The 26,552-nt window shown below is 45.5% G+C and carries 33 protein-coding genes and 1 tRNA gene; all 34 read right to left on the bottom strand.

What is annotated here, in order from left to right; all coding sequences use genetic code 11:
* Window positions 1-118: 118 nt before the first annotated feature.
* On the bottom strand, window positions 119-1,096 hold the full coding sequence (locus GON05_RS15955) for a polyprenyl synthetase family protein (RefSeq protein ID WP_157319995.1): 978 nt from the start codon (window positions 1,094-1,096) through the stop codon (window positions 119-121).
* Window positions 1,093-1,956, bottom strand: coding sequence for a menaquinone biosynthetic enzyme MqnA/MqnD family protein (locus GON05_RS15950; RefSeq protein ID WP_157319994.1), 864 nt, complete (start codon window positions 1,954-1,956; stop codon window positions 1,093-1,095). Before GON05_RS15950 ends, GON05_RS15955 begins: the two co-directional genes overlap by 4 nt.
* Window positions 1,949-2,551, bottom strand: coding sequence for a UbiX family flavin prenyltransferase (locus GON05_RS15945; RefSeq protein WP_157319993.1), 603 nt, complete (start codon window positions 2,549-2,551; stop codon window positions 1,949-1,951). The genes GON05_RS15950 and GON05_RS15945 overlap by 8 nt, the downstream gene beginning before the upstream one ends.
* Complete coding sequence (locus GON05_RS15940) at window positions 2,548-3,423, bottom strand: UbiA-like polyprenyltransferase (protein ID WP_157319992.1); 876 nt, start codon at window positions 3,421-3,423, stop codon at window positions 2,548-2,550. Before GON05_RS15940 ends, GON05_RS15945 begins: the two co-directional genes overlap by 4 nt.
* A 7-nt stretch (window positions 3,424-3,430) precedes the next feature.
* On the bottom strand, window positions 3,431-4,180 hold the full coding sequence (locus GON05_RS15935; protein ID WP_157320062.1) for a demethylmenaquinone methyltransferase: 750 nt from the start codon (window positions 4,178-4,180) through the stop codon (window positions 3,431-3,433).
* Between the two features lie 19 nt (window positions 4,181-4,199).
* Entirely contained in the window at window positions 4,200-5,066 is an 867-nt protein-coding gene (locus GON05_RS15930) for a heptaprenyl diphosphate synthase component 1 (RefSeq protein WP_127451372.1), read from the bottom strand.
* Window positions 5,067-5,163: 97 nt separating this feature from the next.
* Window positions 5,164-5,697 (bottom strand): hypothetical protein, encoded by a 534-nt coding sequence (locus GON05_RS15925; RefSeq protein WP_157319991.1) that lies wholly within the window; start codon window positions 5,695-5,697, stop codon window positions 5,164-5,166.
* 126 nt (window positions 5,698-5,823) lie between these two features.
* On the bottom strand, window positions 5,824-6,072 hold the full coding sequence (gene mtrB / locus GON05_RS15920; protein WP_246239167.1) for a trp RNA-binding attenuation protein MtrB: 249 nt from the start codon (window positions 6,070-6,072) through the stop codon (window positions 5,824-5,826).
* 80 nt (window positions 6,073-6,152) lie between these two features.
* The gene (locus GON05_RS15915; RefSeq protein WP_309492343.1) at window positions 6,153-7,070 is read right to left on the bottom strand and encodes a phosphatase PAP2 family protein; all 918 of its coding nucleotides are present in this window, start codon (window positions 7,068-7,070) and stop codon (window positions 6,153-6,155) included.
* A gap of 104 nt (window positions 7,071-7,174) precedes the next feature.
* Window positions 7,175-7,248: transfer RNA gene (locus tag GON05_RS15910), tRNA-Pro, on the bottom strand.
* A gap of 154 nt (window positions 7,249-7,402) precedes the next feature.
* Entirely contained in the window at window positions 7,403-7,675 is a 273-nt protein-coding gene (locus GON05_RS15905; RefSeq protein ID WP_145655310.1) for an HU family DNA-binding protein, read from the bottom strand.
* A 247-nt stretch (window positions 7,676-7,922) separates the two neighbouring features.
* Window positions 7,923-9,401 carry a stage IV sporulation protein A gene (gene spoIVA / locus GON05_RS15900; RefSeq protein WP_090821662.1) on the bottom strand — a complete coding sequence of 493 codons (1,479 nt, stop codon included), beginning with the start codon at window positions 9,399-9,401 and terminating at the stop codon, window positions 7,923-7,925.
* Between the two features lie 264 nt (window positions 9,402-9,665).
* Window positions 9,666-10,415: a DUF3939 domain-containing protein gene (locus GON05_RS15895; RefSeq protein ID WP_309492319.1), complete on the bottom strand. Its 750-nt coding sequence runs from the start codon at window positions 10,413-10,415 to the stop codon at window positions 9,666-9,668.
* Window positions 10,416-10,440: 25 nt separating this feature from the next.
* Entirely contained in the window at window positions 10,441-10,794 is a 354-nt protein-coding gene (locus tag GON05_RS15890) for a 2Fe-2S iron-sulfur cluster-binding protein (RefSeq protein ID WP_157319990.1), read from the bottom strand.
* A gap of 34 nt (window positions 10,795-10,828) precedes the next feature.
* Window positions 10,829-11,413, bottom strand: coding sequence for a nucleotidyltransferase domain-containing protein (locus tag GON05_RS15885; protein WP_181646562.1), 585 nt, complete (start codon window positions 11,411-11,413; stop codon window positions 10,829-10,831).
* A 27-nt stretch (window positions 11,414-11,440) separates the two neighbouring features.
* Window positions 11,441-11,734: a 2Fe-2S iron-sulfur cluster-binding protein gene (locus GON05_RS15880; RefSeq protein ID WP_157319988.1), complete on the bottom strand. Its 294-nt coding sequence runs from the start codon at window positions 11,732-11,734 to the stop codon at window positions 11,441-11,443.
* Window positions 11,735-11,752: 18 nt separating this feature from the next.
* Complete coding sequence (locus tag GON05_RS15875; protein WP_127451234.1) at window positions 11,753-11,932, bottom strand: DUF2768 family protein; 180 nt, start codon at window positions 11,930-11,932, stop codon at window positions 11,753-11,755.
* A gap of 101 nt (window positions 11,933-12,033) precedes the next feature.
* On the bottom strand, window positions 12,034-12,300 hold the full coding sequence (locus tag GON05_RS15870; RefSeq protein ID WP_127451790.1) for a stage VI sporulation protein F: 267 nt from the start codon (window positions 12,298-12,300) through the stop codon (window positions 12,034-12,036).
* A gap of 93 nt (window positions 12,301-12,393) precedes the next feature.
* Complete coding sequence (locus tag GON05_RS15865) at window positions 12,394-13,437, bottom strand: NAD(P)H-dependent glycerol-3-phosphate dehydrogenase (RefSeq protein ID WP_157319987.1); 1,044 nt, start codon at window positions 13,435-13,437, stop codon at window positions 12,394-12,396.
* Between the two features lie 54 nt (window positions 13,438-13,491).
* Window positions 13,492-14,100 carry a glycerol-3-phosphate 1-O-acyltransferase PlsY gene (plsY, locus tag GON05_RS15860; protein WP_157319986.1) on the bottom strand — a complete coding sequence of 203 codons (609 nt, stop codon included), beginning with the start codon at window positions 14,098-14,100 and terminating at the stop codon, window positions 13,492-13,494.
* Window positions 14,101-14,114: 14 nt separating this feature from the next.
* Window positions 14,115-15,440 (bottom strand): ribosome biogenesis GTPase Der, encoded by a 1,326-nt coding sequence (gene der / locus GON05_RS15855; protein ID WP_157319985.1) that lies wholly within the window; start codon window positions 15,438-15,440, stop codon window positions 14,115-14,117.
* 131 nt (window positions 15,441-15,571) lie between these two features.
* Window positions 15,572-15,751, bottom strand: a complete 180-nt coding sequence (locus GON05_RS15850; RefSeq protein WP_127451228.1) for a capping complex subunit for YIEGIA — start codon at window positions 15,749-15,751, stop codon at window positions 15,572-15,574.
* 6 nt (window positions 15,752-15,757) lie between these two features.
* Window positions 15,758-16,663 (bottom strand): YIEGIA family protein, encoded by a 906-nt coding sequence (locus GON05_RS15845; protein WP_157319984.1) that lies wholly within the window; start codon window positions 16,661-16,663, stop codon window positions 15,758-15,760.
* Window positions 16,663-17,289 carry a YphA family membrane protein gene (locus tag GON05_RS15840; protein ID WP_157319983.1) on the bottom strand — a complete coding sequence of 209 codons (627 nt, stop codon included), beginning with the start codon at window positions 17,287-17,289 and terminating at the stop codon, window positions 16,663-16,665. The genes GON05_RS15845 and GON05_RS15840 overlap by 1 nt, the downstream gene beginning before the upstream one ends.
* Window positions 17,290-17,416: 127 nt before the next feature.
* On the bottom strand, window positions 17,417-18,475 hold the full coding sequence (fni, locus tag GON05_RS15835) for a type 2 isopentenyl-diphosphate Delta-isomerase (protein WP_157319982.1): 1,059 nt from the start codon (window positions 18,473-18,475) through the stop codon (window positions 17,417-17,419).
* Window positions 18,476-18,506: 31 nt separating this feature from the next.
* Window positions 18,507-19,817 carry a 30S ribosomal protein S1 gene (gene rpsA / locus GON05_RS15830; protein ID WP_127451220.1) on the bottom strand — a complete coding sequence of 437 codons (1,311 nt, stop codon included), beginning with the start codon at window positions 19,815-19,817 and terminating at the stop codon, window positions 18,507-18,509.
* A gap of 148 nt (window positions 19,818-19,965) precedes the next feature.
* Window positions 19,966-20,547 (bottom strand): lysophospholipid acyltransferase family protein, encoded by a 582-nt coding sequence (locus tag GON05_RS15825; RefSeq protein WP_127451218.1) that lies wholly within the window; start codon window positions 20,545-20,547, stop codon window positions 19,966-19,968.
* A gap of 1 nt (window position 20,548) precedes the next feature.
* Window positions 20,549-21,232, bottom strand: coding sequence for a (d)CMP kinase (gene cmk / locus GON05_RS15820; protein ID WP_157319981.1), 684 nt, complete (start codon window positions 21,230-21,232; stop codon window positions 20,549-20,551).
* A gap of 139 nt (window positions 21,233-21,371) precedes the next feature.
* On the bottom strand, window positions 21,372-21,644 hold the full coding sequence (locus GON05_RS15815; RefSeq protein ID WP_246068972.1) for a hypothetical protein: 273 nt from the start codon (window positions 21,642-21,644) through the stop codon (window positions 21,372-21,374).
* Between the two features lie 61 nt (window positions 21,645-21,705).
* Complete coding sequence (locus tag GON05_RS15810) at window positions 21,706-22,389, bottom strand: flagellar brake protein (protein WP_338114085.1); 684 nt, start codon at window positions 22,387-22,389, stop codon at window positions 21,706-21,708.
* 85 nt (window positions 22,390-22,474) lie between these two features.
* Complete coding sequence (ypeB, locus tag GON05_RS15805; RefSeq protein WP_181646561.1) at window positions 22,475-23,848, bottom strand: germination protein YpeB; 1,374 nt, start codon at window positions 23,846-23,848, stop codon at window positions 22,475-22,477.
* Between the two features lie 109 nt (window positions 23,849-23,957).
* Window positions 23,958-24,113, bottom strand: a complete 156-nt coding sequence (locus GON05_RS38850) for a hypothetical protein (RefSeq protein ID WP_164819461.1) — start codon at window positions 24,111-24,113, stop codon at window positions 23,958-23,960.
* A gap of 70 nt (window positions 24,114-24,183) precedes the next feature.
* On the bottom strand, window positions 24,184-24,879 hold the full coding sequence (gene prsW, locus GON05_RS15800; protein ID WP_127451210.1) for a glutamic-type intramembrane protease PrsW: 696 nt from the start codon (window positions 24,877-24,879) through the stop codon (window positions 24,184-24,186).
* Between the two features lie 95 nt (window positions 24,880-24,974).
* Window positions 24,975-26,477, bottom strand: coding sequence for a DnaB-like helicase C-terminal domain-containing protein (locus GON05_RS15795; protein WP_157319979.1), 1,503 nt, complete (start codon window positions 26,475-26,477; stop codon window positions 24,975-24,977).
* Window positions 26,478-26,552 lie beyond the last annotated feature (75 nt).

The following is a 26,552-nucleotide window of genomic DNA, read 5'->3' as shown; positions in this document are numbered from 1 at the left end:
CAACTACTGAGTTTTCGTTAGAAAACTGACTTCCATCGTAGGCCTGTACGCCCAAAAGGGTTAAATCTTATGTATTCCCTCTTAGTTTACACTTTCTGGCAGCTTTTCTCAAATCACTTTAGTACGAGCGATTGCCGATGAAATGTGCAACTTCGATTAAATCTTTTTTGGCTTGCCCGTTCGGCAGCTTATCCAAAGAAGCAATTGCCTTGTCAATGTATTTCTGCGACAGCGTATCTGCCATAGCAATACCTTCACTGTGACGGATGATATCCAAAAAAGTGCTAACATCTGTTTGTCCATCTAATTTATGTATACGGTCTAACTCAGCCAAAATAAGCGGTTTAAGTGCCGGGTCCTGCATAGCAAACAAGACAGGAATCGTAATGTTACCTTGCTTCACATCGGAACCTGGCGGTTTCCCGATCTGCTTCTCGGTCCCGATAAGATCCAGAATATCGTCTCTGATTTGGAAAGCCATCCCCACGTTGTAGCCAAAACCATAAAGTTTATTGCTAATCCAATCCGGCGCATCCGCAGCCATTGCACCCAATTGACAGGAAATAGCGATAAGCAGCGCTGTTTTGCGCCTGATTCTCAATAAGTAATCACGAATCGTTTGCTCGGAGTGAAAAAAGAACCGGATTTGTTCCATCTCACCAATGGACATCTCTACAATCGCTTTAGACATGATCTGATGTACCGCTGGCTTGTGAATTTGAGTGATGACGCCTAATGCCTTTGCAAATATGTAATCACCTGTATACATCGCAATCCGGTTATCCCATTTGGATCGGACTGTTAATTGCCCGCGTCTTGTATTCGCATCATCAATAACATCATCGTGAACAAGCGATGCCATATGAATGAGCTCCAACGGCACGGCCACGCGCTTCATCGTTTCCAACTGATAGTTGCCGAACTCGCCCGAAAGCAGTACAAAAACAGGACGAATTCGTTTGCCGCCAGCTTTCAATAGATGATTTGATGTTTCTCTCAACATGGCGTGATCGGAGTATACGCTTTCCTCAAGCGTTTTTTCAATTGCCGCTATATCTTTTTTCTTTCTTGAATAAATATCGATTAAATTTTTCATTCTGTCACCCGTGCCACTTTATTCTCTGACCATAAAGCGATGCTTACCGGCTTCGGCAGGAACCCAAGCTCATAACAATACTTGTAATAGGAAGCAAGCCCTTCCCATTGTTCCGGACCAAAATCATAACATAACGTATGAAAGTAATGATGCCAATAGGAAGCCGTACCGCCAACGGAAGCTTGCGCCTCCTCAATCATTTCTTCCGGATTACTGTGTGCTTTCGCTTTACTTGCCATGAATGCATTAAACACATTGGCCACAAGCTCCGGATACAGGTCTGCCGTCTCCTTGCGTATCGCCCATACGGCAAAAGAAATCCATTGTCCTGTCCATTTCGCCCATTCTTGCCCAAGATCCGTAATCATATACGTTTTATTGCGCCAACTCTCTTTAATCGCATCATCTCCGATGAGCAGTGCACCGTCCCCAAGCGCCATCATCTGCTCGACATCGGGAGTTGCATATTCATAAGTGGGTTTCCCCTCGTAAAACTTCTCAAGGATGATCTTGAGCAAGTTTACCGATGTAGCTGAAGTTGTGGGCAGCAAAATATGCCCGTTCGCAATCTCGCGGAGCGGCTTCTCATGAAACAACAGGATGGAATTGACTTCTCCATATGCACTTACGGAAAGATCCGGATATAACAAATAATTCTCAAATGACTCTCCATAAGCAAAAGAGGAGATTGGCCCCATATCAATATCTCCGGCAGCCATCGCTTTATTCAACGAAGTCGGAACCTGCTCAATAATATCGACCTCGGACGTGTTCATCAGTTCAGGAAAATAATAATAGATCGGCCAGACGTTGGTATAATTGATACGGCCAATACGAATTTTCGGGTCAGAGCTACTCATCGTTATCACCCCATCTTCGGTACAAGGAATGCTCAATGTCCATACTGTCCAGCACCTTGCCTACCAAGAAATCGACCATCTCCTCAATAGAGCTCGGACGATGATAAAAGGCTGGCATAGCCGGAATCATACGTACGCCCATTCTAGACAAGGTCAGCATGTTTTCCAAATGTATGGCATGCAATGGCGTTTCCCTTGGAACCAGAATTAATTTTCTTCCTTCTTTCAGCATCACATCGGCTGTCCGTTCCAGCAAATTATCGGATGAGCCATGCGCGATGCCAGATAACGTGCCCATCGAGCAAGGGATGACAACCATCCCTTTTGTCCGAAAGGATCCACTGGCAACGGTTGCTCCAATATCAGCAATCGGATGGTGCTCGAATGAGCCTGTACGGCCGCCAAAATGCTCTTGCAGCATTTCTTTGCGTTTGCTTGCCTGCCAGCCCATCTCATCATGCAGCACTCGCCAACCGGCCTCTGTGACAATCAAATGCACATCCAAGCCTTGATCCAGCATGACCTGACACAACCGAACGCCATAAACAGCTCCGCTTGCCCCAGTAATCCCTACCACCCAATTGCCGCCGCTCATAAGTACTCTCTCACAAGCACATCAAGCAGTGTAAAAGCAAACATCACAAGACTAAGCACACCGTTCATTGTAAAAAAGGCTGTATTCAATTTAGATAAATCCTGTGGCGAAACAAGTCTGTGTTCTTTGTACAAAATAAAATAAGCAATAACGAGTCCTACTAGATAAAACCAGCTCAAATGTGTAATGAAGAATAAGGTAACCAGACCAACCGCTGTCAGTACGTGAAGGACACGAGCTGTGTTCAATGCGGCCTTGATGCCAAAGCGGCTAGGCAAGGAATGAAGACCTTCATTACGGTCAAATTCTGCATCCTGACACGCATAGATGAGATCAAATCCAGCGCTCCAGCAAACGACCGTCAAATAAAATACGATGGATGCCCATGTGAATTGGCCTGTTACGGCAATCCAGCCGCCAAGCGGTGCCAAGCCTAAAGTCAAACCGAGCACAAAGTGGCAGGTCCAGGTAAATCTTTTGGTATAAGAGTAAAAGACAAGAAAAAACACTGCGATAGGCAGCAGTTTCATGGATAACGAGCTTAGATTGGAAGTTGCCCAGAAAAGCAAAGCAAAAGAAATAATAATATAAATAATAACTTGCGGAATGGAGATTAACCCGGCGGGTATTGCGCGATTCTCAGTGCGCGGATTTTTCTTATCAATCGCTTTATCAATTACACGGTTTAAGGCCATCGCAGCGGTTCTAGCTCCCACCATTGCTAGTGTAATCCAGCCAATTTGAGCCCAACTCGGCAAATGTCCATTTAATACTACGGAGCCAAGAATCGCTCCCATGAATGCAAAAGGCAGTGCAAAGACACTGTGTTCGAATTTAATCATTTCCAGAAAGATTTTTAGTTTAGTAAACATATGCGCATTACTCTCCTGATTTCGTATTCCCCTTGGTGCCAATATGCAAGGCCGCAACCCCGCCTGTTAACGGGTAAGCCTGTACACTCTTTAATCCTAGGTTTGTAAATATAGCCGCTAATTGTTTGTGGTCGGGAAAATGAATTAATGATTCCGGCAGCCATTTGTACTGCTCGTATTTCTGAGCAATCATCTTACCTAAGAAAGGCAGGACGCGTTGGAAATAAAAATAATAGATGGACTTAAACGGCTGCCATGTCGGTTTGGACAATTCCAGAGACACAACTAGTCCTCCTGGCTTAACGACACGCTGCATTTCACGAATGACTTGCTCCAAATCAGGTACATTCCGGAGGGCAAATCCGATCGTTGCATAGTCAAACGTGTTATCGTCAAAGGGAAGACTCATCGCATTGCCTTGAATTAACTTAATCTGCTTGTCCAAGTGAAGCTGCTTAATTTTCTCTGCACCATAGTCCAGCATGTTTTGGCTGAAATCAAGCCCCACCATCTTGCCGGTGCCGCTTGCTTTGGCTAGTGAGATGGTCCAATCACAAGTGCCGCAGCATAAATCAATCGCTGTCTCGCCAGGTTGAACATTCATCTTCTTCATCGTAAATTTACGCCATGCTTTGTGCCTGTTGAAGCTTAAAATATTGTTCATTAAATCATACTTTGGCGCAATGCTCTCGAAGACCGAGTGGACGAACTCTTCTTTGGTTTTCGAGTTTTTAACGGGTGTTTTTGATTTTGTCATATTCATCTGTCAGTTCACCTCAAATTTCTTCCAGCACTTTGGGCTGCTTGGCTAAAAAACGCAGGAACGGCTCGCCTATGTGAAACAGTTCACTTATTAGTTTGTCCGATTCAAGCTGCTTCACTTTAGCTTGCAGCAGCTTCGTCTGAGAATCCAGCATTTGATACAGTTGCGAAGGGATATGATATTTGTGCACCAGTGTACGGACTTTAGCTTGATCCGACTCCTCGGTTTGAAGCTGTTTCCGCTCATCCTTAGTACCATGCTGCAAAATGTGCCAGAATCCCCAGCTGCCCTTGAAATCCGAAGCAGACTCCAATCGGAAAATTTCTTCGAAGAGCACTTCACATTTCGTATAACTTCTCAAAATCTCCGGCCAAGCTTGGTCATACACCTCAGACATGAACTCCGAGAATGACAAAAAAAGCTGAGATTTAATCTCCACCGTTTGGTGAATGTAATCTTCTGCCGATAATTTCAGTTGCTTCATTTTCATGTACGTATTCATCTTTAACCTGTTGACATCACAAATGGCATTCGACAATTGCTTAATCATGTCAATTTGGCCGGCACCGGCAAGGAGATGATAGAAGCGAGAACTGAAATAATCTCCAGCAAGAACTTTAAGCTGTCTGGATCTTGCGGCTTTTTTCTCTTTAATGTCATTTGAAGCCGTAACCAATTCATGGGTGTCGAGCGCAAGCTGCACAAGCGATGTCGCTAACGTGTACAACTCACTGGAGGTGCTCAATTTACTATTTCCGTTCAAGAATGCAAACAACAGACGGGTGCGCAGCTCCGGGAAATCGGGCAAGTCTGTGTGAATTTGGATCATATCATACTCCGTGTACTGCTTAGCGATCTCTGGGATCCGATAAGAATTCATGCAAAAGCCTCCGTAACCGTGTGCCAAATCTCATTAAGGTTGGTCAAGTTTCAATTCAAATCATTATATCATAACACGTAAAGAGACGCACAATTAATTATAAAGGATATCTTTGCTGCCATTTCGAGGTATAGGTAATCCGAAACCGATTCTGCAGCTCCTGCTCAAGTTGAATAAGGCTGAGCTCATTTGCGCCCTTCTCCATATCCTTCCCAGATTCACGCTCGGCAACCATGGCAAGAACAAGCTGTGTTGATGCGCTATCCGAGGCATTGGAATAATCGATCACCCGAACCCAGACTTGGTTCACATTTTTTGTTTTCATCAGCATAGTCTGAGCGATTGTGTATAAATCCCGATAGACGGCTGCCGAGTCCGCATTTTTAGGCAAACTCAAATCAAGCGACATGCGGGCGTTGGTCAACTCGACTTTGCGAATCCGCATTTGCAGAGGCACTTGAACGAGTAGATCCGGTAAATTATTATCCGTCACTTGACCGATTCGGTTGCTTGGCCAGTGGTATGGTGAGCTTAAGCCCATCGAGCTATCCAATTTGGGCAGTAAAGATAAACAAACGACTATGACAATAGATACCGCTAACATCATCACGATACGCATCGACCATCTCATATCATATTGCACCTCCTGGCTATTCAGCAAGAGCAAATCGGACTATAAACATTGCTTCTGTTACAAGCTCTATACACCATTGTACAAAGAAAAAAAGCAGGCTATGCCTGCTTTATCAATAATAAATTATTCTTCGGTATCTACAGTGCCGTATTTCGTAATGATAAGCGCTTTACCTCTGACCTTAACTGCGGAGGTGTGCTCTGTAAACTGGGCAATCATAACCTCGCCCTTGTCCAATTTCTCCGTATGATGAAAGCGTGTGTCCTGACCGCGTGTTAGTCCAATAACATGAACGCCATTATCTTTGGCTTTGATAACAAAATATTCATTGCCGTTCGTGTTCGATTGGTTCATTTTGCTCGTATCGTCCATTCTCATCCTCCGTTCTTGCCTTCACTTCATATACCCTTACCTAATGATGCCAAAAAAAGCATCCCGAAGTCAACTAGCCCCTAAATTGAAACTTCATTCGAAGTTGTTTGCAGGCCGTTACCGTAATATTTCTTGAATCTGGCTGGCAGCACACGCGTAGAACCCAATCGAATAAGGAAATCCGATAGCTTGACCGTCCCATAAGCGAATAGCATGCCGGCAAATACATCAATTAACCAATGGATTTGCAGATATAGCGTTGAGAAAATGATCGCAGCGCAGTAAGTCACCATCATCGTTTTGAAAATACGATCTTTTTCTCGTAAGGCCAGAAGAAGCATAGCAAAGGAGATCGAAGTGTGCATACTCGGAAAACAGTTCATCACAGCTACAAGCAATGAGTTCTGATCCGCAAATACACGATTTAATAAATCCGGCTGCTTATTCACATACCACACTTCATGCAGCAAAATAAGGTTGTAGAATGGCAAAATTAACGGAAACTGCAGCATGTGACCGGATAATGCGTACGATAGCATTTTCTTGATACTGCGTGTCCAAAAGCTTCTCACAATGCAGATCCACAGGGATAAAACAAAGCCATAATTATAAATCCAAACCATGGCTTTATCCAAGGCAGGAGTAGCAATCCATCTCGCCCATCCACCCGTGTTCAGAGGAATCGCATTCATATATTCATCCCAGTGCCAGGGATGGCGGTTATTTTCAAACATCCAGTTGGCGATTTTCCACCAAAATCCGTTGCCAGACCCGTAGAAATAATAAAACACTCCGAGCAGCGGTATACCGAAAAGAAAAAACCGCTTCCAATCCACATCAATTTGATCTTTGCGAACACCTAGCAAGCAGATCAACAACAAGATCCAACATTCTTTACTCCAGTTGCCAACCACGCCAATTCGCCAAACTAAGTAAATCGATGCAATAATACCGAACATTGTCCAATCTTGGGACTTTACTAGCGCGTTCAGTTTCACCTTATTCAAGACTGTTCCCCCTAAATCATCTAAGAAGTGCTTATTAATCGGAACAAGCCTCTGCAAGAGAAAAAGACATCGGACTTTCGATGTCTTTTTCATAATCGGAGTAACACGATTCGAACGTGCGACCTCACCCACCCCAAGGGTGCGCGCTACCAGGCTGCGCCATACCCCGTCTGTATCCCCAAGCTACTTATTCACTTTGTAATTATAGTAGGAGATTTTCGAATTGTAAAGGCATTTTCTGCCTGTAAATGAATAAAACCGTGACAGCAAAATGCGGCCACGGCTTTGTTGTTATATAACGTTCAATAGTATGTAAAACGCAATTATTGAATGCCATCTTTAAGTGCTTTACCAGGTTTGAAAGCTGGAATTTTGCTTGCTGGGATTTCGATTTCATCACCAGTCTGTGGATTACGTCCTTTACGAGCGGAACGTTCACGAACTTCAAAGTTACCAAACCCAACTAATTGTACTTTATCCCCGCCTTGCAGCGCTTCGGAAATTGCTTCAAAAACAGCATCAACTGCTTTCGTTGCATCTTTCTTGGAAAGCTCAGAGGTTTCAGCAACCTTGTTAATCAATTCAGATTTATTCATGCCATTCACCTCCCCCCAAGATTTCTTACTTCCGTTACTTCCTGTTTTCACCGTTTCGTCAGAAAATATACATGAATCCGTGAAAAAACGTTGATTTTCTTAGTAAAAATGAACATCGAAAGCAGACGAATAAATTCATAGTAATATACTATGACATCAATTTCAAGTATCGTTTTCCATTTTATGTGGGTATTTTTGCTATAAAACGACAAAAAACACTCTCGCGAGTGTTTTTTTGTCTACTTTCTTACAAAATTATGGCAATTAAACCGCCAGATCCCTCGTTAATAATACGACCAAGTGTTTCTTGCAGTTTGTAGCGCGCATTGTCCGGCATTTGCGCAAGTTTCCCTTGAATGCCTTCACGCACAATGGAATGCAAGGATCTTCCGAAAATATCGGATTCCCAAATTTTGAGCGGATTATCTTCAAAATCCTGCATCAAATAGCGGACAAGCTCTTCACTTTGCTTCTCGGTTCCAATAATCGGAGAGAATTCAGACTCGACATCCACCCGAATCATATGAATCGACGGAGCGGTTGCCCGTAAACGGACACCAAATCTAGAGCCTTGGCGGATCAATTCCGGCTCATCCAGCGCCATCTCTGCGAGCGTTGGAGGTGCGATACCGTAACCGGTTGTTTTGACCATTTCCAGCGCCTCAGCGAATTGATCATACTCTCGTTTGGCGTGCGTGAAGTCCTGCATCAACTGCAGAAGGTGATCTTTGCCGCGAATTTCAACACCGACCACTTCCACCAAGATACGATCATAGAGTTCATCTGGCGCAAAGAGATCAATCTCGGCCACACCCTGACCCATATTGAGCCCAGCAAGTGCCGCTTTGTCAATAAACTCGTATTCAGCAAACTGGCTGACGACACGATCCACGTCGCGCAAGCGTCTAATATCTTGAACCGTATCACGTACGGAGTTTTCGAATTGAGTACGCAGCCAATGATTCTCGTCTAGAACCATGACCCAGCTTGGCAAATTCACATTCACTTCATGAACAGGGAATTCGTAGAGCACTTCACGCAGGACAGAAACCATCTCTTCTTCGCCTGCACTTGCCACGCTCATTGTCACTACTGGCACATCATAGCGGCTTTGCAGCTCGCTGCGCAGCTCAAGCGCCGGTTCACTGTTTGGCTTCTGAGAGTTGATAATGACGATGAAAGGTTTGCCCACTTCCTTCAGCTCATTTATCACTCTTTCTTCCGCCAGCACATAGGATGACCGTGGGATATCCGAGATCGTGCCATCGGTTGTCACCACAACGCCTAGTGTTGAATGCTCCTGAATCACTTTGCGAGTTCCGATTTCAGCCGCTTCCTGGAATGGAATCGGTTCATCGAACCATGGCGTATTAATCATGCGCGGACCGTTTTCGTCTTCATAGCCTTTGGCGCCATCAACCGCATAACCTACACAATCAACAAGGCGCACATTCACATTCAGCCCTTCGGCCACAGAAATTTGGACCGCCGTATTCGGCACGAACTTTGGCTCCGTTGTCATAATCGTGCGGCCAGCAGCGCTCTGCGGGAGTTCATCGGTAGCCCGGATCCTATCCGCTTCGCTTTGAATGTTCGGAAGCACTACAGATTCCACAAAACGCTTAATAAAGGTTGATTTGCCTGTACGGACTGCTCCAACAACCCCCAGGTAAATGTCCCCTCCCGTTCGTTCTGCAATGTCCTTAAAGATATCCACTTTCTCCAAGAGAATCCCTCCTACAGTTTGGTCGTCAACTGACTTTGAGACGTTAACAATTGACTACTCGTACATTCATTTGGACTAGTAAGAAATATATGTACTTTCGATAGAAATATGATAGATGTTGCATATCTTTTTTTACCGCTCATATTTTATGAAGCACATATAGGGCTTTCCTCACCACATTGAAAAAATATATGATTGCATCGACGGCGATATTCTGAAAAATGAAAAAAACCTCCTACAGAATACTGTAAGAGGAATCGATATTTATGGCGCCACTTGGGGAAGTGGCTGATTATTCTGCCAATGGTAGGGAAAACTGCGAATCGGCACGAAATAAGATTTGTTCACGAGAATTTCTCGTAAATCCTGATCCGGTTTCAGGGAACTGGCTAAACTCTGATCTTGAATGAACTTCATCAAATCCATTGCATAATCGATAGCAACCTCGCCCGTTTGCTTATTTACCAAATAGGTTACGAGGTTCTGGCGGTTGTAAACCGACTTGATTTCAGGTGCTTTCATCCCCAGATTATTGAAATCCACATACTCGAACGCTTCATTGATAGCAATTCCAGCAGGCAATTTTCCATCATGGCTTGCTTTATAATCATTTATTTTCTTTTGAACATCTTCCACGCTTTGATAAGCCGATAAATCCATCAGCTTCACCGTCGGTTTCGTTTCTGCATCAACGAGCACGTAGATGAAAATACCACCGCTTTCAAAAGCGTTCGCCGGTACGGTGCTTAAATAGTTTGACTTTTTCAACTTTGCAAAATCAATGACATATTTCTCATAGAGCGGGGTTGTCATATCACTATTTTTTATAGGCAGAACACCGGTTTTCTCATGGAACAGATCCACGGCTTGCTGAACAACGGTAATAAACTCCGCAGGGTTAATTTGATTTTCCTTACGCAGTTCTTTCGGATAAGCGCAACCGCTTAACAGCAGAACCATACTAAGAATAATGCCTATCCATCTGCCATATCCAACGCCTCGAGCTATTTTCACGCATCCATCATCCTATCTTTGTTCTCTAAAATAAATCATCATCTTCGGCTTGTCTGGCAAGCTGAGCACGTATAGCAGCCTTCAGAGGGTCCTCCGGAATCGTCACCTGTACAGGGCCAACCACACGAGCTTGGCAGGCGAGGCGGTAGCCTTCCTCCGCTTGCGAGCCAAGTTTCAGCCGTTCATTCACATTCATGGGGGCAAGCCCCTTGCTGTTGGCGTCATTCACCTTCACTTTGCACATCAGACATGCGGCTTTGGCTCCGCATCGTGTGCGTATATGAACCTTGGCCTTCCGTCCGGCATCCAGTAAAGTCGTGCCTGCCCGAACACTTATTTTCTTGTCGTCTGGCCAGAAATGCACTTCAAATCCACTCATCAGGTCCACCTACTTATCTGTCAACTTCCTAATCTCAGTGCGAATCTAGTAATTCCTCAAGCTTGTGCTCAAACGCTAGTCCCCAACTATTTCTTTGCAATAACGCATGTAATGCCGGCATGTGCAGCTCTGGAGCAGCCCTCATCGTTTTAAGGATAGCTTCGTAACGATCAGGCCGCTTTCTCAATAAATTAAAGAGAAGTTCATGAGCTAACGGCATTACCTTCACTTCCAAGCTGTCAATCATAGCTGTATGGCTGTGGTTCTCCCATAGGTACGCAGCCTCCACTTGATAGGAGGAATCCAGTGCTTGAACCTTGAAATCCCCTACTACTTCAACCGCATCTCCATGAATTTGATAATGGCTGAGGATCGAAGCATATATGTTTGTTTGACTATACACAGGTGTATCAACGGAATAATCCTGAAGAGAAGCATGAATAGCGGATACATCGTTCTTATCCACATAAATATCCAGATCTCTCGGACTTCTTCCAATATCTACGTTTTGCATAAGCAGTCCGCAGCTGCCACCGATGAGCCATCGTACGCTAGGTGCTTGCAATAATTGTGTATGAATGGTCGTAATCGTTGGTACTAACGGTTCCAGCAGGACCAAGATGCCCACACCTTTCAGGCAGATATTTTAAAAATAGGGCTTATGTGTAACGGAAATGACGCCTGTTTGCTTAATCATGCATTGGCAAGCAAGTCGATAGCCCTGCTCGATTTCTTCGGGCTCCAGGCGATTCTCTTCCGCATCGGAAGGTAGGGAAAGCAGCTCACGTCCAGCAGCTACATAACAGCGGCATCTGGCACATGTGCCTCGTGTACACGAGAAGCCCCATTCCACGTCGTTTTTGAGCGCATGATCCAAGATACTTAGCCCAATTTCCGGCTCCATCGTTTTCTGCGCTTTGCGCGTTTTTAATTCCAGCATGTATGTATCGCCTCCAAGTTAGAACAATGATAGCAGCATATAGAGTAAAATGGGAATGAATAAAATAAAGGCAACAGTCGATAGAACGACACGAACCCATCCTTGGGTACGCGTTCTTGCGTACGAAATCAATAATGATGCGACAACCATGAGTCCAATGGCTACAAAAGACGCCCACATTTTGTCCAAACTTGACATATTTTTAACCCCTTATGTATAATCTTTCAAATTATCAACAGTAAGTATAGCATAGGATGAGAAAAAAAGCATAAAGGGCAGCAAGCTCCCCTTCATGCTTTTTATTTTTTGCCCATCATCATATTCATAAGCTGCTGCATGTTGTTGCTGTCGAGCTTAGAGCTTTTCACTGCCTGAATGATATCATTGATCGTCTCTTCGGATACTTTAACATTGACAAGGCCAGAGACTTGTTTGATCAGCTGACGCAGCTGAGTCTCGCTTTGAAGTGTTGAAGGTTTCACACCGCTAGCAATTCTCTCGATATCTTTAGGTGAAACGGATTTCCCTGTTTTCTTCTTCACCACGTTCAATACGTCTTTAGACATATCTTTATTTGCCAAATGTGCCGCCTCCCTATACCTGATAAGAACTAAATACTTATACGGTATAGTATGAGTGCGGGAAGCATGTGGTGTAGGCTACTTCAATACATTTGTAATGGCATCGGTAGCCACTTCTTCGATCTCATGGGTTCTGACTCGGCCCATAAGGTCCTGCGCGGCTAACTGCGGCGATTTTCCATCGAAAAGCACCTTGTACAACTCATCTGTAATCGGCATTGTCACATCATATCTGCGAGACAACTCATAAGCAGCTTTCGTTGTCTTCACGCCTTCCACGACCATGCCCATCTCTTGCAGCACCGCATCTAGAGGCATACCTTTAGCTAATTTATTTCCAGCACGCCAATTCCGGCTGTGTTGACTCGTACAAGTCACAATCAAATCACCGATTCCAGCTAATCCGGCAAAAGTCAAAGGGTTAGCCCCCATCGTTGTACCTAAGCGAGCGATCTCGGCCAGTCCTCTGGTCATCAGCGCAGCTTTGGCATTATCACCAAAGCCCAAGCCATCTGTCAGCCCTGCACCCAGGGCGATGATGTTTTTGAGTGCTCCGCCGACTTCAACGCCTGCAACATCGGGATTCGTATAGACGCGGAAATACGAGTTAATCAATAAATCCTGCGCAGCCTCAGCCGCTTCCAGATCTTGCGCCGCGACAACGACGGTGGTCGGGCATTTCCGTATGACTTCTTCTGCGTGACTGGGACCGGAAAGCACCACAAGCCGATTCGGATTGATGTCAGGCAGTTCATCTGCCAATACCTCGGTCATCCGCTTGAGGGATCCCGTTTCAAAGCCTTTGGTCGCATGAATCAGCAAAGCATCCTTTTTCAAAAAGGGACGCACGTTGGATGCAACCTCACGCATTCCGGACGAAGGAACGACCATAATAATCGCATCTGCTCCTTCTACCGCCTCCTGCAGCGAATTCGTCGCTACGATTAACGGTGATAACTCCACATCTTGGAGAAAACGGCTATTCCTGTGTTGTTCGTTGATCTCTTGGACTTGCTCCTCATTCCGAGACCATAACAACACTTGATGTCCATTATCCGCCAGTACCGTGGCAAGAGCCGTTCCCCAGCTGCCTGCTACTAGAACCGATACTTTGTTTGACATGGTTACCCCTCCTAAACGTTATGCATTGGAATTACCGGGTGATGTAAGATCAGACTATGCTCTTTTCTGGCCCAGTTTATTCTCTTTACCCTGAACGAGCTTCACAATGTTGGTACGATGGCGCATAAAGGCAAACGCGCATAGCAGGATACTAATCCACAAAACCGGTAGCGGTCGATCCATTCCCCAAATAAGAAAAGGTAAGAGTGCAGTTAGAATCAAGGAACCTAACGAAACGAAACGGGTAATAGCAATAATAACGATAGCCGTTAAACCTGCAATTAACGTAGGAATGAAGCAAAGCGTGGCCATTACACCGATTGTCGTGGCAATCCCTTTGCCGCCGCGGAACCCGTAATACACCGGCCAGTTATGCCCAATGATGGCAGCAAGTCCGCACAATACGCGAACCCACATATCGTCCGGTCCGGGAGCTGCCCAAATGCCAAGGCAAACAGCAGCAACCCCCTTCAAACCGTCCAGGAGCAATACCATAATCGCCGGACCCTTGCCCAATACGCGAAGTGTGTTGGTTGCGCCTGCATTGCCGCTTCCATGCTTGCGGATATCGATGCCTTTAAACCATTTTCCAAATAAATAACTAAAGCTGATAGCCCCTAATAAATAACCTGCTACGATTGTTATTATGGAAATTAAAAGCAAGCTGCAACATCTCCTTATTCTTTGTCCGAAGTCTTTCTACGGCTTAGGATACGAATCGGCGTACCTTCAAAACCAAAGGCTGCACGAATTTTGTTATCCAAATACCGTTCATATGAAAAGTGCATGAGCTCAGGCTCATTCACGAATAGCACAAAGACAGGAGGCTTAACGGCAACTTGAGTCACATAGTTAATCCGCAGGCGTTTACCTTTATCCGTTGGAGGCGGATTATAGGCTACGGCATCGGAGACCACATCATTCAACAAATGCGTTTGAACACGCAGGGCATGATTTTCCGCCACTTGAACAACAACCGGCAACAGCTTATGTAAGCGTTGTGTTGTTTTGGCTGATACAAAGACAATCGGAGCATAACTCAAGAACAAGAAATGATCGCGAATGGTTTGTGTAAAATGCTGCATGGTTTTATCGTCTTTCTCAACGATATCCCATTTATTTACGACGATGACAATCGCTTTTCCTGCTTCATGCGCATATCCAGCGATATGCTTGTCCTGATCAATGATGCCTTCCTGGCCATCAATAACAACGAGCACAACATCTGCGCGTTCGATTGCTTTCATTGCGCGCATGACGCTATATTTCTCCGTATTCTCGTAAACCTTGCCTCTTTTGCGCATACCAGCGGTATCGATGATAACAAATTTCTGGTCATCCCGCTCAAATGGCGTATCGATAGCATCGCGTGTCGTGCCGGCAACATCACTGACAATAACACGTTCTTCGCCGAGAATGGCATTCGTCATGGACGACTTGCCTACGTTCGGACGACCGATCAGCGCAAATTTAATGACTTCTTCCCCATATTCGTCATCCTTTTTGTCAGGGAAAAGCCCACAGACAACTTCGAGCAGATCGCCGATCCCAATCCCGTGCGAACCCGAGATCCCAACCGGATCGCCAAATCCCAGAGCGTAGAATTCATAGATATCATCTTGGCGCGCCAGGTTATCCACTTTGTTCACGGCAAGGACAACCGGTTTCTTGGAACGGAACAGCAGCTGAGCTACTTCTTCATCCGATGGGGTTACACCCGCTTTAGCATCTACCATGAACACAATAACATCCGCTTCTTCAATCGCAAGCTCAGCCTGCACACGAACAGATTTGAGGATTGCATCCTCGCCATCAATTTCAATACCGCCTGTATCAATCACGCTGAATGACGTATTCAGCCATTCGCCCACACCATAGAGTCGATCACGTGTTACACCCGGTTTATCTTCTACAATCGCAAGGCGATCGCCTACGATCCGATTGAAAATGGTGGATTTTCCGACATTCGGTCGGCCGACAATTGCAAGTACTGGTCTAGCCAATTCTCATTCACTCCTCCTGATTCCATGATCAGCCATGGAAAAATACGCAACTTACATCATAACAAAAAAGACACGGATTGGCTAATCTCTTTTGAGACTTCTCGCCAAATTGATCATAACAAACCACCCTTTCATGTATGTTTGACCAAAATCATCGTGCCATTTTTCAAATCATGCGCGTTCGCATCCAATATTTTTTCCAGCGAGAAAGAAACTTTCTGCAGGTCATCCTCCTGCTCTACCACGAATATTGGCGCACCTCCGCCAACCCGATCCTTCGTTAATGTCACAACAGCAAGAATTTGCGACATGGCGAATCACGCCCCCTTATTTTTGTTTACGCCGGCCTCTGACGGCATACGTACGGCGCTCTCCAGCACGGGAACCCGATGCAAAGCTACAAATGTTTTGTCAACATCCTGCTCTTGCGGCAGCAGCAGCACTCCGAGAATGCCTGTATTCATATCCAGCTTGGCCATAGGCCGCAAAGAGGGCTCCCCCTCATCTCGATAAACGCCAAATAGCGTAGAAATATCGTGTAATATCGCCTGTCTTTGACCTAGATTCGCCAGAGTTACTCGAGAATTACGGTTTTTAGGTTTAATCAGAAAACCTACCCCATGCTCTTGAATCTTACTTCGGCTATCCTGCAGCCCCACATTCATGATATAAACGGATCCAACAAACAAATCAGGTCCATCCATCCGAATCGGAACGGCTTCAATATCTGCAATATCCCCCAGCTTTTTACCCGATTTAAAAAAGTGCGCAATCCAGATCGATAAAATACCGGCAAGAACTCCCCAGTACCAGGCAAACAAAATGCTGAAAAGGGACGCCAGAAATGCCGAGAAAATGACCAGATAATTTCTTCCCTCAAAAACCATGGCAATGCCTTCAATATAAGCAGCACCTCTGGGAACTAACTCCAGTTCATCAACCTTCGTTAAGCTTTGTCTCTCCATATTACGAACATCACGGAACTGCTGCGCAGCTAAGGAAAGAAACGTAACCGCTGTATAGTTTTTGTCGAGCAAAGCAGGCACTGCGACAGCACCTAAACCTGCCGCGATGACGCCAAGGGAAATATGTATGATTTTTCCATGCGGATATGTCGGGTATTGTCTGTAATCTGTTCTAAGCATATTGAGTCTGGCTAAAATGCCGAAGATAACACCCACCACAATGCCAATCGTATACCGGTGTGAATAAAACCAGTCCATTACTTTCTCCAGCCTCCTCTTCGCTCTATCCAGCTTCTTATCATACTTCGACAGCCCGAGTAGGCCGCTTGCAGAATAATCGTCATAGTTCGCGCAGCAAAGACAGATAGCCACCATTGGTCTTGAAATGTCGAATGTCCGACATGATGGTAGCCCTCTACGGGATGAATACTCGCCTGGTACATATCACCAAGCAAATAGCCCATCGAGAGAGCGGCGATTTGCTCCAGAGGATTGCGTTGTAAAACAACCGCTATGAAAGCGAGCAATAAGGCGATGTCCCAGTCTGAATTGCGCACAATGAGGATCGGATCCATCTCCAGCAGCTGTTGCAGCAAGAAATGAAGCGAACCCAGCAGAAGCCCGATAGACAGCAAATGAAGCTTATGTATGAAGCCTTCAATCACGAAAAGAATAGCTATGCTAATGGCAAAAACCAAGATATAGACGAGTTGGATATGCATCTTCTTAATCGTCACGGATAGGCACGAACTTGCAATCCACAGGGCAAAAAAAAGAAGCATGCCCTTATGCGATATACTTCTGACGTACAGTTCCTTCCATCCGCTGGCAAACAAAATCAACGTGATGCAAAGGAGAATGAGAGACAAATAACCGGAGTTCATAATCTGACCACCCTACAAGGCATTGGCGAACCGATGATAGCTATCACCGCTTGCCTGCGGATCTACGGCTTCCACTCTTCTTAGTAGAGGGAAGCACATCTTGATCCTTAGTATGGCAATCTTTCGATTATTTACTCCGATTGGTTTTATCTGCGTATGAAGTTAAATCAATTCCACGGGTGCGGCACCATTCCGCCGTTTCTCCCATAATGACGACGGGGCAATGCCCCAAATCCTTAATTGTAGGGGCGCCTAGCGCTGTCATAATTAAGATAAGTCCTTGGTGAAGCTCGTCTGCAAAACGATGAAGACTGTGGGTGCCTTGCTCGCGCAGCACCTTCAGAAATACACCCGCCATACCGACGGCTGAGGCGCCAAGCGCAAGCGCTTTGGCCGCTTCCAAAGCGTTCGTAATGCCCCCTGAGGCAATGACTGCGCCTCTTGGATAAACAGACAGCGCCTCCAAAAGCGAGATGCTCGTCGGGGTACCCCAGTCGTTCAGCCACTCTATCGCCGCTGGACGTCTGGCATTCTCGATGGCGGCGAAATTCGTGCCGCCGGAACCGCCAACATCCAAGACGCGGACACCGATGTCTTGTAATTGTTTGGCGTTATCCTTCAAGATGCCGAAGCCGACTTCCTTGACAATGACCGGCACCTGAACGTGCCGAACAATGGCTTCAATCCGCTTCAGCATGCCTACGAAGCTGCGATCTCCTTCGGGCATGATCAACTCTTGCATAACGTTCAAATGAATTTGCAGCGCATTGGCTTCAATCATGTCAATGGCTCTAACAGCTTGTTCAACGGTGGCTTCGCTGCCCAAATTCGCAAACACGACACCCTTCGGGTTTTCGCGCCGTACTACTTGGTAGCTGGACGCTACCTCGCTGTTTTTTAACGCTGACATTTGGGAGCCGACGGCCATCGCCATGCCTTTCTCCCTTGCCATAATCGCTAGCTCGCGGTTGATGCTCTCTGTCTCATGAGCTCCTCCGGTCATCGCATTAATTAAAATCGGCGAACTCATAATGAGATCGCCGATTTCAGTCGTAAGTGCAATGTGATCCGTTGAAGTCTCAGGTAAACAGTTATGCACAAGCTTGATATCCGACAGCCCTTGCTGTCTGGATTGACCAAGCTCCAGCGCGTAATGGACATGCTCCATTTTGCGTGAGATGCGCATTCCTTTGGTCCCCCTAAAATCCAAGTATCACTTATTTTTTAAATTTAGCCAATTTGTCGCCGAAACGCTCACCAAGTGTCATGGACAAACCTTGGTTGCTAAGAGAAACGTTCTCGTTACCAGCGATTTCTTTTTGATGGCTAGCGCTGTTACCGCGGTCACGGTCGCCTCTTGGTTGTCTTTCTCTTTCCGGTTTCGCAGCGGACGGAGCAGCTGCGCCAGCAGGAGCTTCAGGAGCTTCTTCTGTTTCTTTGATGCTTAGGCTAACGCGTTTCTCGGAAGCATTGATTTCCAAGATTTTCACTTGAACTTCTTGGCCTTCTTTCAATACTTCATGTGGTGTTCCGATGTGACGGTGTGCGATTTGAGAAATATGCACAAGACCTTCAACACCAGGAGCCACTTCAACGAATGCGCCAAATGCAGCAAGACGTTTCACTGTACCTGTTACGATATCACCAGCTTTGAAATCATTCTCCACATTGGACCAAGGGCCTGCTTGTGTAGCTTTGATGCTTAGGCTGATTTTGTCGTTGGACGGGTCAAGTTTAAGGATTTGCACTTTAACTTTGTCGCCTTCTTTAACAACGTCAGAAGCTTGATCTACATGGTGCCAAGCAAGCTCGGAAATGTGTACCAAACCGTCGATGCCACCGATATCAATAAATGCACCGAATTGTGTCAAGCGTTGAACTGTTCCATCAAGAACTTGTCCTACTTGCAAACCTTCGATGATTTTCTTTTTGTTTGCTTCGAATTCTTCATCCAATACATCTTTTTGGGAAAGGATGACTTTGTTTTTCTCACGATCGATTTCTTTCACACGAAGACGCAATGTGCGGCCTTTGTAGGAGGAGAAATCTTCAACGAATTGACGCTCAACCATGGAAGCAGGTACGAAACCGCGTACGCCGATATCCACAACCAAACCGCCTTTTACAACTTCAGCAACGGAAGCTTCGATAATTTCTTTGCTTTCCAATTGGCCTTGTAGCGTTTCCCAAGCTTTTTCGCTGTCTACAACGCGTTTGGAAAGAACCAATGTTTCTTTCGCATCGTTGATGGAAACAACTTTCAACTCAACTTCTTGTCCAAGCTGTACCGCTTGACCAGCATCTTCCAAGCTTACGGAAGACAGTTCGCGAACCGGAATAACACCATCGTATTTGTAACCGATATCCACGAAGGCTTGATCTGCGTCTACCTTAACGATTTTGCCTTTCACGGTAGCGCCTTTCTTCAGCACAGCAACATTGTTCATGGCATGCTCCGCTTCTGCTTGCGATACGGCTGTTTCTTGAGCTTCTTGCGTTTGATCTTGAACTTTTACTTCATCTGACATGAGATTAGCCTCCTCTAATTACAACCAACAAAAAATAATTTATAAGTCACAAAGCAGTATGTAAGCTTCTACTCTGTTTCAAACAAAACAATCATCATTCGCTTTTGAAGATAGTATAATTCCAAGCTTTCATTTCCATACATGTGGCCTATGCCTTGCTATATGTACTGTGTAAGCGGCGAATTTCTTTCATAATGGCTTCCGTCGCGAGCTCCAAATCTTCTGAGCTGGCTCCCGCGTAAGCACTCAAATCAAGCGGTTTGCCGTACACAATGGTCATGCGGCGGAATAAAGAATAAGTACCAACAATTGCCACAGGAACGACAGCAGCTCCGGATTTCAATGCAAGAGAAGCAGCGCCCTTCTTGCCCATTCCCCCAGCGTTATTACGCGAGCCTTCCGGGAAAACGCCTAACATATTGCCGTCACGGAGCAATTGCACCGCGAGGCGGATTGAATCTCTGCTTACGCCACCGCGTTTAACTGGAAAAGCGCCTACTTTAGAAATAACCGCGCCCAGAACAGGAATGTCGAAGAGTTCGGCTTTCGCCATAAAATGTACCATACGTTTAAGCGGTGTTCCTAATAATGGAGGATCCAATAAACTTGTATGATTGCCGCAAAGCACTACTGCACCATGTTTAGGGACATTTTCCATGCCGATGGCACGCAACCGGAAAAACAAGGTGAAAAAGCAGCGAAACAAGGCCCTGCCGATGCGATATAGCATCTTATTTGCCACCTCCGACTTTGTCTTTACAAAGCCCAAGTATCTCGTCCACAACTTCTTCGATTGTCATTGAGGTACTGTCCATCAATACAGCGTCATGAGCACGTCTGAGCGGAGAAATCTCTCGATCTTGGTCCAATTGGTCCCTACGAGCGATGTCCTGTTCAAGTTCGGAGAGCGTCAGTGTACAAGTACCGCTGCTCTGCATCTCTTTGAAGCGTCGCTCTGCGCGTTCCTTCACGCTGGCTGTCAGAAACACCTTGATTTCTGCATCCGGCATCACATGAGTACCGATATCCCGGCCATCCATAACAACGCCTTTAGAAATCGTCATTTGTTTCTGCAAATTGACCAGCAGCTCGCGTATCGCGCCATAACTGGCAATTTGGGAAACATGATCTGTAATGGCAGTCGTACGGATTGCTTTCGTTACATCGACGCCATCGACAAAAACTTGTTGACCCTCTTCTCCAGGAATGAGCTCAATCTTCATACGATTGGCCAAAGCAGCCACTTCTGCCTCTTGATCAGGTAACAGCCCTTCTTGCTGTACTTTCCATGTTACTGCCCGATACATGGCCCCTGTATCCACGTAAACGAATCCAAGTGCTCCGGCAACAAGCCGAGCAATGGTACTTTTACCGGCACCAGCAGGTCCATCAATGGCAATATTGAACTTATCCAAGCTGCTGTTCCTCCCAACGATACTCCACAATACCTTACGAACAAAAAAGCAGGCACTGCCTGCTAATTGATTCAAATTATATCACACTACCTAGGTATATGCAAAACTTGGACGCATAATAGATTGCAACCCAGCCTGCTTAAGAGCGCTCTCCCTTAGCATTTTGAGGCAGCATATAAGGCTTGCCTTCCAGGGGTTCAACCCGCGTAAAATGCTTGCGTACATAAGGGATTTGGAGCAATAACTGCACGCAAATAAGCACGATAAAACATACGAGAGTTGTTCGAATAATGACCTTTTCTACTTTCGCAGAAAAAAGGATAAACAACTGCTCATAGGACTTCGCTTCCCGATCGTTGGACAAGAGCTTCTCACCTGCTCGAATAGGCATATTGTCTGGTAGTATACCCATACGAGCCTACTCTCATGCTTGCAAGTTGAGAGAGTTCTGAGATCGTCAAAAGATCCCTATCTTATCTTTTGCGGAAATCCATCTGGCGCTCAAAACAAAAACGAATCAGTTTCTGGCGCTCCCTGTCCAAAATGTCAACAAATCGGACCATGGCAAGCTGCTTGCCGGTTTCCAATTGCTTGACGCGCACAACTTCGCCGTTAAATGGAATATGCTCAATGTTGCCGTTCTTGTAAGGAACGAGCAGCCAGCAAGAAATAATCGTGTTGATGCCAAGTGGGATTTGGCCGTCATATTCCATCGAGATGCCGCCACCGCCAACATCGTCGGTCACACCGATAAATTGAATCTGGTCAGACACTTTGACCGCAATTTCCAGTTCAGCCGGCACCCTTAGAAAACTTCGGCGTTGGACTTGCGTAATAGCTTCCGGTTCGGGCTTATGAAGCTCTACTAACCGTAACACGTCTTCCCGAAACCCGGTAACCGACGTTGTGAAGTAATGTTTCACGCCGCCTTGTGCAATATAGAAGGTGTTCAACTCATCGCCATAATACAGCTTCTTGAGACGGCCCGTCTGCTCATTCATAGGAATTTCTATCAAGATTGAGCTATCCGTTACATCGGCGATTCTGGCTTTGTATTCAATCCTGGATTCTTCATCATCAATACTATTGACTTGTATATGTAAAATTTGGTTAACCTTGGGCAGCAATCCCTGCACCTCCGAAACATATGATGACACAATTATAACCACGCCGCCCTTATTTGAATAGCAAAAAAAAGAAGATGGGCTCGAATCTGCTCGAACCCACTTCTCTTTTTCGACTTTATGTCGTTTTATTTGCCGCAGCTTGTGCTTGATCCGGGCGAATCGTCTCGATTTTTTCTTCCATCCCCAAATCAGCATTGATAAAAACACGATATAGATTATTGTTCATTTTCCCAATAAATTCATGACAGAGAACCTCTTCATCCAGATCATTTTTGATGATTGCGAGAGATTCCCCCGTCACTTTCATATTCGGACTAAGTTGTTTCCGCGCTTCGGCCGCTGTAATTTTGGGTTGTCCAATATTCCGCTGAACTTGGCCATAAATATAATCCGTCGCTTGAAGTCCGATCACTTCGAGCGTGTCCAGTGCAACTTTAACGCTGATTTGCTGCGGATAAATGGTAACATCCTTCTCACGTTTAGCGAAAATAATATTCGCAATGTTTTGATATTGATCATAGCTAACTGCACTCATATCTTTGTATTCATGCTGATCCAAGAACTCATTCGCGATATCGCGGGCTTGTCTAAGATCAAACTTCGACTCTTTGACATCACGAGGCTTCATGAAATAAATCAAATGACCGCCTTTTTTCGTATAATCCATTTGCGCACTGTCGGCGCCGTTCGTTCCGCTCGGCACCACAACGCTAAAGCTCTGATTCTCAGGCGTATTCCCGCCGTTTTCTACAACTTGCATATTGGCCGTGTCGGCTTGCCCCAGGAATTGAGCCGCCTTTTGCTTAATTTGATCTGCCGTCATATCATTGCCGGACAGCATGCTTATTTTTTTCTGGGAAAGCATGCCCATACTGCCTGGGCCCCAATTCAACTCCTCGTAGGCGCCAACTTTTTTATCAACGATGGAAAAGCCGTCAATGATGGCATTATCATGCACTTCATTTTCGGAAGCCAAGGCCATCTCCACGTCCATCCAACGCAAATTGTTCGTCATTACTTTGTCCTGAACCCCGCGTATTTCCTTCGTAATCTCAGCGGAATGATCGTAAAGCGAACTTAGCGTTTTTATTTCCGTTTCCGTTAATGGCTGCTTGGTCATGTCGCGAACGGACATTCGGTAGGAATAATTCGCCATATTCGCTAAGAAGTCCTCGGTCTTGTTGAAAGGCAGCAGCGTTAACGGAAGCTGTGTAATGTCACTTTGAGCCTGGCTGGTCAACCGCCAAACATTCACAAGTCCTTTGCGGTATGATGGCTCCGCCGTCGAATTAACAGCAAGTGTGTTCCCTAGCTCCGTATGCAGCTTATCCATATGGAAAGAGAGATCATGGAACGCACGCTGATATTGATTCTCTGCTTTAATCAAAATCGTATTTTTCTCCTGATGCTCCAAGTAGCCCCAAACCGATGCACCGATTAAGGCAACTAATAAAAATGGAAACATGACAATGCTCAATCTTTTATACACGTGAATACCCCTTTCATCCCCTAAACTTGCGCTTAGTTTTTGCGCGGATAGACAGGTTTATACAAGATTGACAACAAAAAGAGGCCTATTCGTAAAGAATGGCCTCTCGTTATTCATCCGTCTCTATTTCAAAGTCATGCTCGTTGCTGCAAATACATTGCCTGAATCCCGTTTCGATTTTACCTTTTTCTCTTTTACCTTTCAGCACGAACTTTTCCCCGCATTGTCTGCAGCGGATCTTTACTTTCACTCGTGTTATGGACATGTACACCCTCCCGGTACTTCCGAGCCTATGAGCCAGGAATCACGTTCTATACAGTCCAGTATTGCCCAAATTAACTCATTTTAATCTTCTCATCTGCTGATGCGACGCGTAGTGGCGAATGCGCATTCGCCCGGTCAACCCGCCAAATCGTCCGAATCCATAGAAATGTCATAACCGGAATCATGACCCAGATCCAGTTGGATTTGAAAAAGAGCAAAATGTAATCAAACAATCCATGCCAGAAGATCGGCAGCAGAAGCGAGAACCACAGGTACTTTTGGGCCTTGTTAGGAACGAATTTGGCTTTCCCCAAGTAATAACCCATCATAACCCCGAACAGCGCATGCGCCGAAACCGGCAGCAAAGCGCGGATCATTAGCGCAGAAAAGGATGCTGCATTTAAAAATGCGTAAATGATATTTTCTAATGTCGCGTAACCCAAGCTTACCGCCACCGCATATACAATTCCGTCATAGGGTTCATCAAATGCTTCATGTCTGAAAATCAGATGATACAGAACGAACCATTTCATGAACTCTTCAATCCCCCCGGAAAGGAGAAACGATGAAATAAAAGTTCCCTCGCCAAATTCTTGAACCAAAGCATTTTGAAGCACCATAGTCGGGTATACAAGCAGCACACCAAATAAGAACATGCGGATAACCAAATGAATGGGTTCCGTTTCGTATTTATCTTTTAGATAAAAATAGGCAAGCAGTGAGAGGCCTGGGGCTACGGCTGCAAGAACAATCGGTAGTATTTGCAAATGCGGCTTCCCCCTTATGCTAGAAGTTATGAAATACCCTCAGTACAGTCATTTTATATTCCATTATAGTCATTTTGAAATGACTTTTCTATGATTTATTCCGTAAACAGTGCGCAATCATTATGGAAAACAAGAGGGATATTCCCTATTGTGCCATTTCGGTTCTTCGTTAATGCTAGCGATATCGCCTGTTGGCCCTCCACATCCGACGCCACAGGCTGCATGATCATCACGACATCTGCGGAAGCCTGCACCCGGTCTGGAACGTTATCTTGACCTAACTCCAGTGCGGTAGCTGCGATAATCGGGCAATCCCATTCGCGGGACCATTGCTTAAGCGTAAACGCGATAGCCGCTTGCTGCTGCTGCCAAGTTAATGCCGCCGCGGCTTCGCCCATCGGAATTCGCTGCAAATGATCAATGAAAATGACGGGTTCCTTGCCCACAATGACGGCGATTCGCTCAATATTAGCGGCTACTTGATCCAGCGTTGTACTCATCGTACACTCAAGCATCCAAAGCATTTTACTAATTTTGCCGTACTGCTTATTCGCCTCAGCCACTTGTTCGGGATCAATTTTTCCTCCAAGCACTTTCTGCGGCGCTACACCGATAATCCTCGCAATGCTGCGGGACCACAATTCGAAATTCGTCATGTCCCAGGAAACAAATATGACCGGCGTTTCTTCAAGTGCGATATGATCAGCCATTTGTTTCAGCAGCATGCTTTTGCCAATGGATCCTGAACCTGCAAGAAGGTACAAACCGTTGCCAAAGCCGCCAAATAGGAGCGTGTCCAGCTTAACAAAGCCCGTTCGAATCGAGGCTACTTGCCCACGGAATCTCTTCATATATTCTTCCAAATAAACCGTGCTATTCTTGATATCCGGCGCTACAGGAGCCAACATAGCCTCTTCAACAGACTGATTCACGAGCCCAAGGAGAGCCTCAACCGGGTTCTGTGCTCTGACGAACAGATCATTGATGTCGCGAATAGTCTCAGGCAAGGAGATAATGTAGGTTTCGTTCCCCTGCTCTCTCAGAACAGATTCAATCCTTGTAGACTCTCTCCGTCCATACTCATCGTTCCCCATACAAATATAGACGCGTTTTCCCGTAAAAAGGGAGAGATGATGTTCTTTGAATATCCCATAATCCGGCACACAAACAGCCGGGACTTTGGCCTGCGTAAGAGAAAGCACATCGAAAATGCCGCTGCACAAGATAACTTCATCGGAATCTTCCAAGGCGGAGTAATTAAAAAGATATTGATCAACCCCGTACAAAGCCTTGTATTTCGGTTCCTTATTATCAATTGAGCGTCCGATTAAGTCGACAATCTCACCGTCGTAATTACGGATTGGCAGGATCACTCGATGCTCAAAATAATCGCCTAACTGATTCTGATCGACGTAGAACCCGATTTTTCCGATTTCAAAACCAATTCGGAATAATTGAGCAGTCTCCTCGGTGATACCCCTTTTTTGCAAGTACAAATAGGCTTCTTCTCTCATCTGTTTCTGGTAATAGCTAAGTAAACTGTCCAAATCAACCGCTGCCAATGTTGGCGCCAGGCGTTTATGTTCTAAGTTCGTCATGATTTTCTCCCCCATCGTCTCTTCACAAGGATGCAAAACCACTTTCTATCCAATTAAAAAAAGCATCAACAAAAA

The sequence above is a fragment of the Paenibacillus anseongensis genome (genome assembly GCF_009757995.1).
Classification (GTDB): domain Bacteria; phylum Bacillota; class Bacilli; order Paenibacillales; family NBRC-103111; genus Paenibacillus_E; species Paenibacillus_E chondroitinus.
Note: the sequence above shows the minus strand (reverse complement) of the source record. Positions and strands in the feature narration are given on the sequence as shown.

What these genes read in the sequence shown, in the direction of transcription:
- GON05_RS15935 (WP_157320062.1), bottom strand. Translation starts at nt 4,180, where the DNA reads ATGACAAAATCAAAAACACCCGTTAAAAACTCGAAAACCAAAGAAGAG.
- GON05_RS15850 (WP_127451228.1), bottom strand. Translation starts at nt 15,751, where the DNA reads ATGTCGCAAATTCTTGCTGTTGTGACATTAACGAAGGATCGGGTTGGC.
- GON05_RS15955 (WP_157319995.1), bottom strand. Translation starts at nt 1,096, where the DNA reads ATGAAAAATTTAATCGATATTTATTCAAGAAAGAAAAAAGATATAGCG.
- GON05_RS15865 (WP_157319987.1), bottom strand. Translation starts at nt 13,437, where the DNA reads ATGTCAAACAAAGTATCGGTTCTAGTAGCAGGCAGCTGGGGAACGGCT.
- GON05_RS15925 (WP_157319991.1), bottom strand. Translation starts at nt 5,697, where the DNA reads ATGAGATGGTCGATGCGTATCGTGATGATGTTAGCGGTATCTATTGTC.
- GON05_RS15950 (WP_157319994.1), bottom strand. Translation starts at nt 1,956, where the DNA reads ATGAGTAGCTCTGACCCGAAAATTCGTATTGGCCGTATCAATTATACC.
- rpsA (WP_127451220.1), bottom strand. Translation starts at nt 19,817, where the DNA reads ATGTCAGATGAAGTAAAAGTTCAAGATCAAACGCAAGAAGCTCAAGAA.
- GON05_RS15825 (WP_127451218.1), bottom strand. Translation starts at nt 20,547, where the DNA reads ATGCTATATCGCATCGGCAGGGCCTTGTTTCGCTGCTTTTTCACCTTG.
- GON05_RS15840 (WP_157319983.1), bottom strand. Translation starts at nt 17,289, where the DNA reads ATGAACTCCGGTTATTTGTCTCTCATTCTCCTTTGCATCACGTTGATT.
- GON05_RS15940 (WP_157319992.1), bottom strand. Translation starts at nt 3,423, where the DNA reads ATGTTTACTAAACTAAAAATCTTTCTGGAAATGATTAAATTCGAACAC.
- GON05_RS15930 (WP_127451372.1), bottom strand. Translation starts at nt 5,066, where the DNA reads ATGAATTCTTATCGGATCCCAGAGATCGCTAAGCAGTACACGGAGTAT.
- GON05_RS38850 (WP_164819461.1), bottom strand. Translation starts at nt 24,113, where the DNA reads ATGTCCATAACACGAGTGAAAGTAAAGATCCGCTGCAGACAATGCGGG.
- fni (WP_157319982.1), bottom strand. Translation starts at nt 18,475, where the DNA reads ATGCGCATCTCACGCAAAATGGAGCATGTCCATTACGCGCTGGAGCTT.
- GON05_RS15875 (WP_127451234.1), bottom strand. Translation starts at nt 11,932, where the DNA reads ATGTCAAGTTTGGACAAAATGTGGGCGTCTTTTGTAGCCATTGGACTC.
- GON05_RS15870 (WP_127451790.1), bottom strand. Translation starts at nt 12,300, where the DNA reads ATGTCTAAAGACGTATTGAACGTGGTGAAGAAGAAAACAGGGAAATCC.
- GON05_RS15795 (WP_157319979.1), bottom strand. Translation starts at nt 26,477, where the DNA reads ATGACGAACTTAGAACATAAACGCCTGGCGCCAACATTGGCAGCGGTT.
- GON05_RS15945 (WP_157319993.1), bottom strand. Translation starts at nt 2,551, where the DNA reads ATGAGCGGCGGCAATTGGGTGGTAGGGATTACTGGGGCAAGCGGAGCT.
- mtrB (WP_246239167.1), bottom strand. Translation starts at nt 6,072, where the DNA reads ATGGACGATACGAGCAAAATGAACCAATCGAACACGAACGGCAATGAA.
- GON05_RS15880 (WP_157319988.1), bottom strand. Translation starts at nt 11,734, where the DNA reads ATGCTGGAATTAAAAACGCGCAAAGCGCAGAAAACGATGGAGCCGGAA.
- GON05_RS15905 (WP_145655310.1), bottom strand. Translation starts at nt 7,675, where the DNA reads ATGAATAAATCTGAATTGATTAACAAGGTTGCTGAAACCTCTGAGCTT.
- GON05_RS15890 (WP_157319990.1), bottom strand. Translation starts at nt 10,794, where the DNA reads ATGAGTGGATTTGAAGTGCATTTCTGGCCAGACGACAAGAAAATAAGT.
- GON05_RS15815 (WP_246068972.1), bottom strand. Translation starts at nt 21,644, where the DNA reads ATGGGTATACTACCAGACAATATGCCTATTCGAGCAGGTGAGAAGCTC.
- GON05_RS15845 (WP_157319984.1), bottom strand. Translation starts at nt 16,663, where the DNA reads ATGGACTGGTTTTATTCACACCGGTATACGATTGGCATTGTGGTGGGT.